Below are 12,971 nucleotides of genomic sequence, written 5' to 3'. Positions count from 1 at the left end.
GGGCCCGCCCGATGACCGAAGCCAAGAAGCTTTTCGTCAAGACCTATGGCTGTCAGATGAACGTCTATGACAGCGAGCGCATGGCGGAAGCTTTGGGCGCGAAGGGCTATGTCACGACCGAGGTGGTCGAAGACGCGGACATGGTGCTGTTGAACACCTGCCATATCCGGGAAAAGGCGTCGGAAAAGCTCTATTCCGACCTGGGCCGGTTGCGCGCGCTGAAGGTGGCGAAGCCGGGGCTGAAGGTCGGGGTCGCGGGCTGCGTCGCGCAGGCCGAGGGCGAGGAGATCCTGCGCCGGTCCCCCGTGGTGGACTTGGTCGTCGGCCCGCAGGCCTATCACCGCCTGCCCGAGATGGTCGAGGCCGAGGGGCGCCAGGTCGACACCGAGTTTCCGGTCGAGGACAAGTTTTCCCATCTGCCCGAACGCAAGGCGCTGCGGGGGCCGACAGCGTTTCTGACGGTGCAGGAAGGCTGCGACAAGTTCTGCGCCTTCTGCGTGGTGCCCTATACCCGGGGGGCCGAGGTGAGCCGTCCGGTTGCGCGGCTGCTGGAGGAGGCACGGGGATTGGTGCGTCAGGGCGTGCGCGAGATCACGCTTCTGGGCCAGAACGTCAATGCCTACCACGGCGAGGGTCCGGGGGGCACCTGGGGCCTCGCCCGGCTGGTGCGGGAACTGGCGGGGATCGATGGCCTGTCGCGCATCCGGTACACCACGAGCCACCCGAACGACATGGACGACGACCTCATCGCCGCGCATGGCGAGGTCCCGCAGCTGATGCCCTACCTGCATCTGCCGGTGCAGTCGGGGTCGGACCGCATCCTGAAGGCGATGAACCGCAAGCACACCGCCGAGGCCTACCTGCGGCTGGTCGAGCGCATCCGTGCGGCGCGGCCGGATATCCTGTTGTCCTCGGACTTCATCGTCGGGTTCCCCGGCGAGACGGACACGGATTTCCAGGCGACGATGGACCTGATCCGGGCGGTGGGCTACGGAGCGGCGTTCAGCTTCAAGTATTCCGCCCGCCCCGGTACGCCCGCGGCCGAAAAGACCCCGGTTGCGACCGAGATCGCCGATGCCCGCCTGCAAGAGCTGCAGGCATTGATCACCAGCCAGCAACATTCGGCGCAGGAGGCCATGGTCGGCCGCGAGGTCGAGGTGCTGTACGAAAAGCCGGGCCGACTGCCTGGCCAAATGGTCGGCAAGTCGGGTCATCTGCATGCCGTGCACATCGTCGATCCGGTCGGGCGAATCGGCGAATTGGTCCGGGCGCGCGTTTCAGCTTCGTCCTCCAACTCTCTGGCGGCAGAACTGATTTCCCGGATTGCTTAACCAATTCTGACCTGCACGGCATGGCAGGAAAGCTGCAGAACAGTGACAATGGCCGCGATTTTCGAATTATGCCCGATGAATTCCTTCTCTATGACAGGTTTCGGCGGCATTATCGCCCGCAATACGAACAATGACTCGGCCGGGTCAGCTACGAGGAGTGGGGCATTGATGAGACAGGGAAGCATGCTTCGGCAGGCGCTTTCGGTTGCGGCGGCGGGCCTTTGCCTGATGTCGGCACCCATGGCCATGGCACAAGATGAGGCTGTGACAGGCAAGATCGAATGGGGCGTTTGGATCGACCGCGACGGCTGCCAGCACTGGTGGGCGGACGGCGGAACCGAGGGCTACATGGTGCCGCGGCGCGATCCGAAGACCGGCAAGCCGGTCTGCCTGAAGCAGGTCAGCTGCCTGACCGACAGCACCGACACCTACTTTGCGACCGCCAGCGCAACGCTCACGGCATCCGGTCGGTCGAAGCTGGAAGAGTACTTCCGCCAGACCGGGGCTTTCTCGTATTCAATTGCGGGCCATACCGACAGTCGCGGCTCGGATGCCTACAACCAGGGTCTGTCCGAAGCCCGTGCAGCCGCAGTTGCGGCGGTGGCGCAATCGGTCGGCGCAGTGGTCGACAGCGTGACGGGCTATGGCGAAAGCCAGCCGGTTGCGACGAACGGAACGGCTAAGGGCATGGCGAAGAACCGCCGTGTCGAAGTCTTCTGCAAGAAGGGCTGATGATGATGACGCTTGCAGGAACACTGGGAATGGACGCGAAGCTTCGTGCGATGCGGTCGGGGCTTTGTCTGGTGCTGGCATCGGGGCTTGCCGGGTGCGGCGCCTTTTATGAGTCCTCGGAAGGCGCGCAGCCTTACACCGGACCGGATTCGGTCATCGCCACGGCCGAGGATTATGGCCAGGACGATACCGGCCTGATCGATGGCCAGGCCGCGATCGCCTACGATCCGGACGGGTGCCAGGTCTGGATCATCGATGACGGCGTGGAAGGCTATTCCAGCCCGCGGTACAATCCGAAGACCGGTCTGCCGATTTGTGACGGCAAGTATCCTCCGGGCACGGTGATCGGCGCCTACGAGACGGACAGCGCGCCTGGGCCGGACCGTGTGTCGGGCCCGGCCAAGGCACCGGTCCGGACGACGCCTTAAGCCGCAGCGCGACCGCGCGACACAACCGCCTGACAGGGGCCCCGGCAGTGCCGGGGCCTTTTTCTTTGGCATCGGCGGGGAACTGTCACGAAATCGGCGTCATTTCCTACAAGAGTTTGTGCATGCATCGGGTTTCACTTGCCAGATGCCGTATCCGGCTGCAGACTTTCCCTTGTGGCCCCACATGAAGGAGACCCCTTTGGGCATCAGCGCGCTGACCCCCCCGTCCGCCGAGGATATCGTGGAAACCGTCCTCGAATTTCCCGACAACCGATTGCTGATCGATCTCTGCGGCGAATTTGACCGCAACCTTGCGCAGATCGAGCATCAGATGGGGGTGCACATCCTGCGGCGCGGCAACCGGCTGGCGGTGGTGGGCGACAAGACGGCGCGTGAACAGGCAGCGGCGGTGTTACGCTCCCTCTATGCCCGGCTGGAATCGGGGCGCAACGTGGCCGCAGGCGACATCGACGGCGCGATGCGGATGGGCCGCCCGGTGGATGCCGAAAGTGCCGAACAGATCGAGCTCTTCTCGACCGGGATGGAGTTACGGACTCGGAAAAAGCCGATCGAACCCCGGACCGAGGCGCAGAAGGCCTATGTGGCGAACCTGTTCAGCCATGAGCTGGGCTTCGGCATCGGGCCGGCGGGGACGGGGAAGACCTATCTTGCCGTGGCCGTGGGGGTGACGATGTTCATCTCGGGCGCGGTCGAGAAGATCATCCTGTCGCGCCCGGCGGTCGAGGCCGGGGAACGGCTGGGCTTTCTGCCAGGGGATGCCAAGGAAAAGGTCGATCCCTATATGCAGCCCTTGTATGACGCGCTGAACGATTTCCTGCCCGCCAAGCAGGTGGAAAAGCTGATGCAGGAAAAGCGGATCGAGATCGCACCGCTGGCCTTCATGCGCGGACGGACGCTGTCGAACGCCTTCATCGTGCTGGACGAGGCGCAGAACGCGACCTCCATGCAGATGAAGATGTTCCTGACCCGTCTGGGCGAAGGCAGCCGGATGGTCATTACTGGCGACCGTACCCAGGTCGACCTGCCGCGCGGCACGGCGTCTGGCCTGGCCGAGGCGGAGCGCATCCTGAAGGGCGTGCGCGGGGTCAGCTTCAACTACTTTACCTCGAAGGATGTGGTGCGCCACCCGCTGGTCGGCCGGATCATCGAGGCCTACGAGGCCGACGAAGCCCAGGGGTGAGGGGCGGTTTTCGAAATGAGCGCTGGCGCGCGAGGCTTTTGTCTCGTCGTCGGCCTGCGCCTCCTCCTCGGGCGATGGGGGCGCTGCCCCCAAACCCCCGGAGTATTTGACCAAGGGCAAGACCATTGCGGTGCCTGGGCCTTCGCGCTAGGCCCGGGGCATGGAACTGGTCGAGACGGTCATCGAGGATGCGCGGTGGGAGGCCTTCGGGCTGGCCGCGCTGGCGGAGCGGTCGGCGGCTGCGGCGCTGGCTGGGGTGGGGCTGCCGGCCCAGGGCTTTGCCGTCAGCCTGATGGGCTGCGACGACGCCCGGATCGCCACGCTGAACGCGGATTTCCGGGGCAAGCCGCAACCGACCAACGTGCTGAGCTGGCCATCCGAGGAGCGGGGCGCCGAGTTCGTCGGCGAGACGCCCGATCTGCCCGAACCGGGCGATCCGGAGGATCCCGAACCCCTGGGGGACATTGCCATCGCCTGGGAAACCTGCGCTCGCGAGGCCGAGGAGCAGGGCAAGCCGATGGCGGACCATGTCACCCATCTGCTGGTGCACGGCGTCCTGCATCTTCTGGGCTACGACCATGTAGAAGACGAGGATGCGACTCTGATGGAGGCCTTGGAGGTCAGGATACTTGCAAGCCTTGGGGTTTCTGACCCATATTGACCCTCGCACCCGCTGGACGGGTGTTTTCTGGACAAAGGACCGATGGGCAGTAGTAGCGACGGGTCTCCCGCAGCGCAGGGCGCGCAGCTTGAGACCGATGATTCCGTATCGGACCAAGGCCAACGTGGCTTTCTGGGCCGACTTCTTTCCGCGTTCAGCCCCTCTGCCGAACCTGCAGCCCCCCAGACCGAATCGGGCGCTACGGCCATGCCTCAGGGCCTGCATGCGCTGCGGCGGATGCGGGTGGACGATGTGGCGATTCCGAAGGCCGAGGTGGTGGCCGTGCCGCTGGACATCGGCAAGGATGAGCTGGTCGAGGTATTCCGCGAGCATGGGTTCAGCCGGGTGCCGGTCTACAAGGGCACTCTGGACCATCCCCAGGGACTGGTGCTCCTCAAGGACCTGGCCTTGCAGCACGGCTTTGGCGCCACGGGGCGGTTCAGCCTGAAGCGACTGCTCCGTCCGATCCTCTATGCGCCGCCGTCGATGCCCACGGGCGTCCTTTTGCAGAAGATGCAGAAGGACCGCGTGCACATGGCCCTGGTCATCGATGAATACGGCGGGGTCGACGGTCTGGTCACCATCGAGGACCTGATCGAGACGGTGATCGGCGAGATCGAGGACGAGCATGACGAGGACGAGGGCGCGCTGTGGAAGGAAGAGAAGCCGGGCGTGATCCTGGCGCAGTCCACCGCGCCGCTGGAAGAGATCGAGGCGGCGCTGGGCCTTGCGCTGCGGACGGGTGAGGACGACGAAGAGATCGACACGCTGGGCGGTCTGGTCTTTCTGCGCTCCGGCCGGGTGCCGGCGCGGGGTGAGGTGATCGAACACGAAAGCGGCGTCCAGTTCGAGATTGTCGATGCCGACCCGCGGCGGATCAAGCGGCTGCGGGTGCGCCTGCCAGCGACTGCGGCGGAGTGAGGCGTGACTGACGTCTGGCTGGTCGGAAAGCGCCGCCTGGTGCTGGCTTTTGCGCTGGGCGCGCTTACGGCACTGGGTCAGGCGCCGCTGGGCTTCTGGTGGGCGACCATCGCGGGACTGGCGGGGCTGATCTGGCTTCTGGGTCGGATTGCCGACTGGCGCGGGGCTTTCCTCGTCGGGCTTTTCGCCGGGGCCGGGTATTTCGGTCTGGCGCTGAACTGGATCGTCGAGCCCTTCCTGATCGACATCGCGCGCCACGGCTGGATGGCGCCTTTTGCGGTCGTGCTTCTGGCCTTTGGCCTGGGTCTGTTCTGGGCGGGCGCGGCAGTGGCGGCGCGGCTCTTTGCCAATCCGGTATTGGGCTTCGTGGTGGCCTTCACGGCGCTGGAGGCCCTGCGCGGAGTGGTCTTCACCGGTTTCCCCTGGGCCATGCTGGGCCATGTCTGGATCGGGACACCGGTGGACCAGCTGGCCGCGCTGGGTGGCGCGTCGGCGCTGGGTCTCTTGACCCTTCTGGCTGCGGCGCTGCCGATTGTCTACCGCTGGCTAGGCGTTGCAGTTGCCGCTGTGTTGCTGGCCTCCGCGCTGGGGTTCGGGCTTTGGCGTCTGGCGCAGCCCTTGCCCGAAGCGGGTGATCTGACGCTGCGCCTCGTGCAGCCCAACGCCGAGCAGTCGGAAAAGTGGGAGGCGGCGAAGGCGCGGGAGTTTCTGGACCGACTGCTTGCGATGACAGCCCAGGACACCCCGGCCGACCTGACGATCTGGCCGGAAACGGCGGTACCCTACATGCTGGAATATGCCCCGAGCGTCGCCGACATGGTCGTCTCGGCCTCGGACGGCAAGCCGGTCGCCCTGGGCATCCAGCGCGAGGAAGCCGGACGCTTCTACAACTCGCTGCGGGTCCTGGAAGGCGAGGGCGTCGAGACCGCGCGCTATGACAAGGCGCATCTGGTGCCCTTCGGCGAATACATTCCCTTCGGAGACCTGGCCTATGACTGGTTCGGTCTGCGTGCCTTTGCGGCGCAGGCGGGGAACACCTATACGGCAGGGCCTGGGCCACGCGTGCTGGACCTCGGGCGCTTTGGCAAGGTGCTGCCCTTGATCTGCTACGAGGCGATCTTTCCGCATGATGTGAACGCAGCACCCGAGCGGGCCGACTGGATGCTGCAGATCACCAACGACGCCTGGTTCGGCATCTGGACCGGCCCGTTCCAGCATTTCGCCCAGGCGCGGCTGCGTGCGGTGGAACAGGGGCTGCCACTGATCCGGGTGGCGAACACCGGGGTGACGGCGGTGGTCGATGCGCACGGCCGGGTGGTCGAGGCACTGCCCTTCGGCAAGATGGCGGCGCTGGACACCACCATCCCGGGCGCGCTGCCGCCGACGCCGTTCAACCGCTGGGGCGATGGTCCGGTCCTGTTGTTGCTGGCGGGTCTCGCGCTGGGGGCCATGGTGCGGCGGTTGCGACCTTCCCATTGACGACGCGGCGCGGGCCGTCTAGTCACGCGCAATCGCGACCCCCACAACGGCTTCCTGGCGTGGCGGGTGAACCCCAACGGAGCACTTTCCATGAGCCGCCTTGACTATGTCTTCACCTCGGAATCGGTGTCCGAGGGCCATCCCGACAAGGTCTGCGACCGAATCTCGGATGCTGTCCTCGATGCCTTCCTGAAGGAAGAGCCGAACGCCCGCGTCGCCTGCGAGACCTTTGCCACGACGAACCGCGTGGTCGTCGGCGGCGAGGTCGGCCTGTCCTCGAAAGAGGCGACGGCGGCGATGATGGCCCGCGTCGATGGCATCGTCCGCGACTGCGTCAAGGACATCGGCTACGAGCAGAAGAAGTTCCATTGGGACAAGATCAAGGTCCACAACTACATCCACGAACAGTCCGCGCACATCGCGCAGGGCGTCGACAAGGACGGTGCGGGCGACCAGGGCATCATGTTCGGTTATGCCACGCTTGAGACGCCGGAATACATGCCGGCGCCGATCCAGTACGCCCATGCGATCCTGCGCCGCCTGGCCGAGGCGCGGAAGTCGGGCGCGGAACCAACCCTTGGCCCGGACGCGAAAAGCCAGCTGACGCTGCGCTATGCCAACGGCAAGCCGGTGGAGGTCACCTCGATCGTGCTGTCCACCCAGCACACGTCCAAGCGCCAGACCTCGAAGGTCATCCGCAAGATCGTGGAGCCCTACATCCGCGAAGTGCTGCCCGACGGCTGGATCACCCGCAAGACCGAGTGGCACGTGAACCCGACGGGGACCTTCGTGATCGGTGGACCGGACGGGGACGCAGGGCTCACGGGCCGCAAGATCATCGTTGACACCTATGGTGGTGCGGCCCCGCATGGCGGCGGCGCATTCTCGGGCAAGGACCCGACCAAGGTTGACCGCTCGGCCGCCTATGCCGCGCGGTATCTGGCAAAGAACGTCGTCGCGGCTGGGCTGGCGGAACGCTGCACGCTGCAGGTCTCCTACGCCATTGGCGTGGCCAAGCCCTTGTCGATCTACGTCGATACCCACGGCACCGGCCAGGTCGATGCGGCCCGCATCGAGAAGGCCGTGGCCGAGGTCATGGACCTGACCCCGCGCGGCATCCGCACCCATCTTGATCTGAACAAGCCGATCTACGCCCGCACTTCGGCCTACGGTCACTTCGGCCGCGCGCCGGAAAAGGACGGCGGCTTCTCCTGGGAGCGGACCGACCTGGTCGAAGCGCTGAAGAAGGCGGTGTGATCCGGGGAGCCGTCCTTGTGGCATCGAGCCACGCGGACGGCGTCGCCAGTTCCGGCTCCGGTCGCGCTTGACCCTTGCGTGGTGCTCTGATTGAAGGCCCCGGATAAACTCCGGGGTCTTGTCATGTCCGAGGCGGGCGAACGCCGCAACTTCTATGGCCGCATCCACGGCAAGACGCTGCGGGCGCAGCAGAAGGCTGACCTGGAAGCCGGTCTGTCCGCGCTGTCGCTGCAGGGCGTGACGCGGGAGGAGAACCCGGGCCGCGCGAAGCTGGACCTCGCCTTCACCGGCGGGCGGCCCCTGTGGCTGGAGATAGGCTTCGGCGGCGGTGAGCACCTTGTCCACATGGCCGCGCGGAACCCGGGCATCTACCTGATCGGCTGCGAGCCCTTCGTGAACGGGGTTGCCATGCTGCTGGGCAAGCTGCGCGACGGGCGGATCGAGAATGTCGCGATCCATCCCGGCGATGTGCGCGACCTGTTCGATGTGCTGCCCGACGGCTGTCTGCAGAAGGTCTTCCTCAACTACCCCGACCCCTGGCCCAAGGCCCGCCATCACCGCCGCCGTTTCGTCACGCAAGGCTACCTGACCGCACTGGCGCGCTGCTGCGCTGTGGGGGCAGAGTTCAGGGTGGCGACCGACATCCCCGACTATGTGCGCCAGACGCTGGAGGAAGTGCCGCAGGCCGGGTTCACCTTGGTCTCGCAGGCAGGGCAGGGTGGGGCCTGGGACGACTGGCTGTCGACCCGTTACGAGCAGAAGGCGCTACGCGAGGGGCGTGAGCCGCATTACCTGACCTTCCGTCGCGGCTGACGCCAGAGTTCTCGAAAACTCCGTACCGATGTCTTCGAAGAAATCGGGGTCGCGCGGGCCGCAAGGTTGCGCTATCAGGCATCCCGAATGCGAAGGGGAGACGACGATGTCCGGCCACGGCGAAGCGCAACCGATGAAATCCCGCAAGTCCGGGCCCTTGAAGGGCGTGGCCGCCGTGCCGGGCGACAAGTCGATCTCGCACCGCTCGCTGATCTTCGGTGCGATGGCGGTGGGGGAGACGAAGATCTCCGGTTTGCTGGAAGGCCAGGACGTGCTGGACACCGCCAAGGCGATGCGCGCCTTCGGGGCGACTGTCACGCGGCATGGCGAGGGGTCCTGGACCGTGAACGGCGTGGGCGTCGGCGGGTTTCAGGAACCGGCGGATGTGCTGGATGTCGGCAACTCGGGCACCGGCGCGCGGCTGATCATGGGGACGATGGCGACGACGCCGATCACCGCGACCTTCACCGGGGATGCCAGTCTGCGGAAGCGACCGATGGGGCGTGTGACTGACCCGCTCAGCCTCTTCGGAGCCCGCGCCTATGGCCGTCAGGGCGGCCGTCTGCCGATGACCATTGTGGGCGCCGCGAACCCTGTTCCCGTGCGATACACGCTGCCCGTCGCCTCGGCGCAGGTGAAGTCGGCGGTGCTGCTGGCGGGGCTGAATGCTCCAGGCGAGACAGTGGTGATCGAGAAGGAGCCGACCCGCGACCATTCCGAGCGGATGCTGGTGGGCTTCGGGGCAGAGCTGTCGGTCGAGAAGACCGTCGAGGGCCATGTCATCACCCTGAAAGGCCAGCCGGAGCTGCGGCCGCAGACAGTGGCCGTCCCGCGCGACCCGTCCAGTGCCGCCTTCCCGGTCTGCGCGGCGCTGATCGTCGAAGGCTCGGACATCCTTGTCCCCGGCGTTTCCCAGAACCTGACCCGCAACGGGCTCTACCTGACGCTCGTCGAGATGGGGGCTGAGATCGAGTTCCAGAACCCGCGCGAAGAGGGCGGCGAGCCGGTGGCGGACCTGCGGGTGCGCTTCTCCGGCAACATGAAAGGGATCGAGGTCCCGCCGGAGCGTGCTCCCAGCATGATCGACGAATATCCGGTCCTGTCGGTCGTCGCGGCCTTCTCTACCGGCAAGACCGTGATGCGGGGGGTCAAGGAGCTGCGGGTCAAGGAAAGCGACCGGATCGACGCGATGGCGCGGGGGCTGGAGGCCTGCGGGGTGCGGGTTGAGGAGGACGAAGACACGCTGATCGTGCACGGCATGGGGCCGGGCGGGGTGCCGGGCGGGGCCACGGCCAAGACCCACATCGACCACCGGATCGCGATGTCCTTCCTGGTCTGCGGGCTGGCCTCGAAAGCCCCGGTCGCGGTGGATGACGGCTCGCCGATCCAGACCTCGTTCCCGATTTTCGAGGGCCTCATGAGGGGGCTGGGGGCCGAGATCGAGCGGGGCTGAGGCCGTCCGATCGAAAAGTGTCCACGGTGGACAAAACGAAGAAGCCCCATTCTTTCAATGGGTTGAGTTTCTGTTAGGGTGGTGTTAAGGATATGCCCGGCCTGGTTTCGGTCAGGCCGGAAGCACCCTGGCGGCGCTAGAACGGCCAGCGATCTTCCGCGAAGGCGGTGATCGTCGCGGTGATCCGGGCAAAGCTTTCGGTGGCGCGGGGGACGGAGTGCCGGGCGCGCAGGTAGCCGTGGACGAGGCCCTTTTCGGTGACTGAATGGGCGCGGCCTCCGGTTTGCTGGATCTTCCCGGCGTAGGCGGGGGCGTCGTCGGCGAGCGGGTCGCATTCGGCGGCGAGGGCCAGCGTCGGGGGCAGGCCGGTGAAGTCGGTGTCCTGCAGCGGGGTGACGGTAGGGTCACCTTGCGGCGCGGGGCCGTCGTGGCGGATGTCCTTGTAGAAGAGGACGTCGTCGCGGGTCAGCATCGGGGCCTGGGCGTGGGTGAGGTAGGAGCCCGCGTTCAGGTCGCCGCCGAGACCGGGGTAGATCAGGACCTGGCCTTTGATCATTGGGTGCCCTCGCAGGGCGTGGCAGGTGGCGGCGGCGAGGTTGGCTCCGGCGCTGTCGCCGACCAGGATCAGGGGGCCTTTCTGGGCGAGGGCGCGGGCCACGGCGCAGGCGTCGTCGAAGGCGGCGGGGTGCTTGTGTTCGGGAGAGAGGCGGTAGTCGGCGGAGACGACGGTCAGGCCGGTGGCGGCGCGGATGTCGGCGCAGACCCCGTCGTGGGAGTGGAGGCCGCCCACCACGTAGCCGCCGCCGTGGAGGTAGAGGACGGTGGGTTCCTTGCCCGAGTAGATGCGGCAGGGGACGCCGGCCAGGGGCGCGTCGTGGGAGGTGACGCCGGGCGGGTAGGGGGTGTCGAAGGCCGCGCACATCCGGTCGTAGATCGCCCGCTGGTCAGCGATGGAGAGGGTCGCGGTGTTCTCGGGGTAGGAGGCGTTGGTCTTCCGGATGAAGGCCCAGGTGGGGGTGTCGATGAGGGTCTGGTAGTCGGGCATGGCGGCCTCATGGTTCGGCGGGGAGTGTAGGGGCCGCAAGGGGGGCTGTCCACGGTGGACAGGATTTTGGGGTTAAGGAAATCAAGGGGTTGGGCGTGGGTGTTAGGGGGGTGTTAAGGATTTGGGGGGTGGGGGGGAGCAGATGTCCAGGCGTAGCCGCCTAGCGAAATCGTCCAACGTTTGGCTTTCATGCGCCATGTAGTAAGTTGATGGATAAGGCGTACTTCTAGCTGACATGCAGAAGCTTAAGGGACCCGATAATGGAAGATATTTGGTTAAAGCTCGTCCGCGACGGCCTGGGAACCATCAAACACATTGTCCAAGAAGGCTTTCAAGAGAATGTGTCATTAGAGTTCAAGCAAAAGAAGGACCCCACTACCGGCGAGTTCGATCGTGAGGATCAAAAGAACCTGGGTAGAGCGCTATCAGCTTTCAGCAATTCAGTTGGTGGATTGCTTATATGGGGTGTTATCTGCCGGAAAGAGGCGGACGGAGTAGACAGAGCGCGCGATTATATGCCAATCCAAGGACTCAATAGATTCTTGAACATAGCAAACGACTTGATTGGCCAGTATCTAAGCCCAAAGAATGAGCAAATTGAAGTTCTGCCGATCTTCTTAACAGAGAAAGCAGACACCGGATATTTGGCAATCAGAATTCCTCGATCAGAGCGGAGGCCGCATCGGAGCGAAGTTCAGGGAGACAAACACTACTATAAAAGAGCAGGTGCGAGTTCCTTCATCATGGAACACTACGATGTTGAGGATGCGTTCCGACGCAACTCAGACGCCGTTCTTGATCTGCGATATTCTGTTCATACTAACGGTGGTGGCAGTATTCAGGGGATATCCTACACCGGAGTAAAGATCATATTGAGTTTGGAGAATAGTTCTCGATCCAGCGCCATTTATCCCTATCTGTCGGTGGTTAGCCTAAAGGGCGCATTCTTGGATGATTACGGTCTCGACGGAAATGGAGCCGTGGGATTGGAGCGCCGAGTTACCCGAAACGTCGGTTCATTCTTTGGCGGAGCGGATACGGCAATACATCCAAACCAAGTACTGGATGTGGCTGCACTAAAGTTGAAGATCGCTCGCGACCCGATTCCGGATAACTTGAAGCAAGGCCATTTCCCCGATTTTGTTCAACTGGATGGACATCAGATTGAAGTGACTTGCGAAGTAGGCAGTCTAAATGCGCCCATCCAAGCATCATCTTTTAAGATCACAAACGAGTATCTGACCAAGCTAATGAGTTCGGGAAAGTAATCTCCCACTTACTTGCGAGGGCCTTTGCGGCGGTCACCCGAACTGCGGTGGGAGGGGGTGAGGGATAGAGCGCTTCGATCTGCCGTTGGTGCGCCCGCCCGAGGGAGGGGGCGGCACTCTTGTTGCGACGGGTGGTGGGCAGGGTGCCCACCCTACGCCCGGCGCGGGTGGGGAGGGTGGTTTGGGGTGGCTGGGGTGGTGCCCCCCACCCTTGCCCCTCTCCACGAGGGGGAGGGAGGCAAGGTGGTTGCGGGTGTGTGGGGCGGTGCGCAATGAATGCGCACCCTACGGGTGGTGCGCTGTAGCGCACCCTACGATGGGTGGGTGCGGGAGGTGGGTGGTGTCATCCCTGCGGTGGCGGGGATCGAGGGGGGTGGCCGGG

General features: G+C 64.9%; 13 protein-coding genes and 1 riboswitch. Of the genes, 11 read left to right on the top strand and 2 right to left on the bottom strand.

The features are described from left to right. Positions 1-11 precede the first annotated feature (11 nt). Positions 12-1,331: a tRNA (N6-isopentenyl adenosine(37)-C2)-methylthiotransferase MiaB gene (miaB, locus tag AC2EAL_RS20895; RefSeq protein WP_484726177.1), complete on the top strand. Its 1,320-nt coding sequence runs from the start codon at positions 12-14 to the stop codon at positions 1,329-1,331. Here miaB and AC2EAL_RS20890 read toward each other — a convergent pair. Then, positions 1,328-1,573, bottom strand: coding sequence for a hypothetical protein (locus AC2EAL_RS20890; RefSeq protein WP_484726176.1), 246 nt, complete (start codon positions 1,571-1,573; stop codon positions 1,328-1,330). The two genes, miaB and AC2EAL_RS20890, sit on opposite strands and share 4 nt — an antisense overlap. Between AC2EAL_RS20890 and AC2EAL_RS20885 the strand changes: the two genes are divergently transcribed. The 9 genes from AC2EAL_RS20885 to aroA all read left to right on the top strand — a co-directional run bounded on the left by AC2EAL_RS20885 (position 1,572) and on the right by aroA (position 10,276). Beyond that, positions 1,572-2,063 (top strand): OmpA family protein, encoded by a 492-nt coding sequence (locus AC2EAL_RS20885; RefSeq protein ID WP_484726175.1) that lies wholly within the window; start codon positions 1,572-1,574, stop codon positions 2,061-2,063. The two genes, AC2EAL_RS20890 and AC2EAL_RS20885, sit on opposite strands and share 2 nt — an antisense overlap. A 29-nt stretch (positions 2,064-2,092) precedes the next feature. Next, positions 2,093-2,491, top strand: coding sequence for a hypothetical protein (locus AC2EAL_RS20880; RefSeq protein ID WP_484726174.1), 399 nt, complete (start codon positions 2,093-2,095; stop codon positions 2,489-2,491). 184 nt (positions 2,492-2,675) lie between these two features. After that, the gene (locus AC2EAL_RS20875) at positions 2,676-3,692 is read left to right on the top strand and encodes a PhoH family protein (RefSeq protein ID WP_484726173.1); all 1,017 of its coding nucleotides are present in this window, start codon (positions 2,676-2,678) and stop codon (positions 3,690-3,692) included. Between the two features lie 160 nt (positions 3,693-3,852). Continuing rightward, a complete protein-coding gene (gene ybeY / locus AC2EAL_RS20870) occupies positions 3,853-4,353 on the top strand; it encodes an rRNA maturation RNase YbeY (protein WP_484726172.1) in 501 nt (166 codons plus the stop codon). Positions 4,354-4,560: 207 nt separating this feature from the next. Beyond that, entirely contained in the window at positions 4,561-5,274 is a 714-nt protein-coding gene (locus AC2EAL_RS20865; RefSeq protein ID WP_484726171.1) for a transporter associated domain-containing protein, read from the top strand. Between the two features lie 3 nt (positions 5,275-5,277). Further along, positions 5,278-6,753 (top strand): apolipoprotein N-acyltransferase, encoded by a 1,476-nt coding sequence (gene lnt / locus AC2EAL_RS20860; protein WP_484726170.1) that lies wholly within the window; start codon positions 5,278-5,280, stop codon positions 6,751-6,753. 35 nt (positions 6,754-6,788) lie between these two features. Continuing rightward, positions 6,789-6,837: riboswitch (SAM-SAH riboswitch) on the top strand. Between the two features lie 6 nt (positions 6,838-6,843). Then, entirely contained in the window at positions 6,844-8,010 is a 1,167-nt protein-coding gene (gene metK / locus AC2EAL_RS20855) for a methionine adenosyltransferase (protein WP_484726169.1), read from the top strand. 123 nt (positions 8,011-8,133) lie between these two features. Further along, entirely contained in the window at positions 8,134-8,823 is a 690-nt protein-coding gene (gene trmB, locus AC2EAL_RS20850; RefSeq protein WP_484726168.1) for a tRNA (guanine(46)-N(7))-methyltransferase TrmB, read from the top strand. A gap of 106 nt (positions 8,824-8,929) precedes the next feature. Next, positions 8,930-10,276, top strand: coding sequence for a 3-phosphoshikimate 1-carboxyvinyltransferase (gene aroA / locus AC2EAL_RS20845; protein ID WP_484726167.1), 1,347 nt, complete (start codon positions 8,930-8,932; stop codon positions 10,274-10,276). Between the two features lie 136 nt (positions 10,277-10,412). Here aroA and AC2EAL_RS20840 read toward each other — a convergent pair whose 3' ends face one another. Beyond that, complete coding sequence (locus tag AC2EAL_RS20840; RefSeq protein ID WP_484726166.1) at positions 10,413-11,321, bottom strand: alpha/beta hydrolase; 909 nt, start codon at positions 11,319-11,321, stop codon at positions 10,413-10,415. Between the two features lie 260 nt (positions 11,322-11,581). Here AC2EAL_RS20840 and AC2EAL_RS20835 point away from each other — a divergent pair, with 260 nt between their 5' ends. After that, positions 11,582-12,589, top strand: coding sequence for an AlbA family DNA-binding domain-containing protein (locus AC2EAL_RS20835; protein ID WP_484726165.1), 1,008 nt, complete (start codon positions 11,582-11,584; stop codon positions 12,587-12,589). The last annotated feature ends 382 nt before the right edge of the window (positions 12,590-12,971 follow it).

This window comes from Tabrizicola sp. T74, from assembly GCF_057219935.1.
Note: the sequence above shows the minus strand (reverse complement) of the source record. Positions and strands in the feature narration are given on the sequence as shown.

What these genes read in the sequence shown, in the direction of transcription:
- AC2EAL_RS20835 (WP_484726165.1), top strand. Translation starts at nt 11,582, where the DNA reads ATGGAAGATATTTGGTTAAAGCTCGTCCGCGACGGCCTGGGAACCATC.
- AC2EAL_RS20875 (WP_484726173.1), top strand. Translation starts at nt 2,676, where the DNA reads ATGAAGGAGACCCCTTTGGGCATCAGCGCGCTGACCCCCCCGTCCGCC.
- miaB (WP_484726177.1), top strand. Translation starts at nt 12, where the DNA reads ATGACCGAAGCCAAGAAGCTTTTCGTCAAGACCTATGGCTGTCAGATG.
- trmB (WP_484726168.1), top strand. Translation starts at nt 8,134, where the DNA reads ATGTCCGAGGCGGGCGAACGCCGCAACTTCTATGGCCGCATCCACGGC.
- AC2EAL_RS20840 (WP_484726166.1), bottom strand. Translation starts at nt 11,321, where the DNA reads ATGCCCGACTACCAGACCCTCATCGACACCCCCACCTGGGCCTTCATC.
- AC2EAL_RS20885 (WP_484726175.1), top strand. Translation starts at nt 1,572, where the DNA reads ATGGCCATGGCACAAGATGAGGCTGTGACAGGCAAGATCGAATGGGGC.
- AC2EAL_RS20865 (WP_484726171.1), top strand. Translation starts at nt 4,561, where the DNA reads ATGCCTCAGGGCCTGCATGCGCTGCGGCGGATGCGGGTGGACGATGTG.
- metK (WP_484726169.1), top strand. Translation starts at nt 6,844, where the DNA reads ATGAGCCGCCTTGACTATGTCTTCACCTCGGAATCGGTGTCCGAGGGC.
- AC2EAL_RS20880 (WP_484726174.1), top strand. Translation starts at nt 2,093, where the DNA reads ATGGACGCGAAGCTTCGTGCGATGCGGTCGGGGCTTTGTCTGGTGCTG.
- AC2EAL_RS20890 (WP_484726176.1), bottom strand. Translation starts at nt 1,573, where the DNA reads ATGGGTGCCGACATCAGGCAAAGGCCCGCCGCCGCAACCGAAAGCGCC.
- ybeY (WP_484726172.1), top strand. Translation starts at nt 3,853, where the DNA reads ATGGAACTGGTCGAGACGGTCATCGAGGATGCGCGGTGGGAGGCCTTC.
- aroA (WP_484726167.1), top strand. Translation starts at nt 8,930, where the DNA reads ATGTCCGGCCACGGCGAAGCGCAACCGATGAAATCCCGCAAGTCCGGG.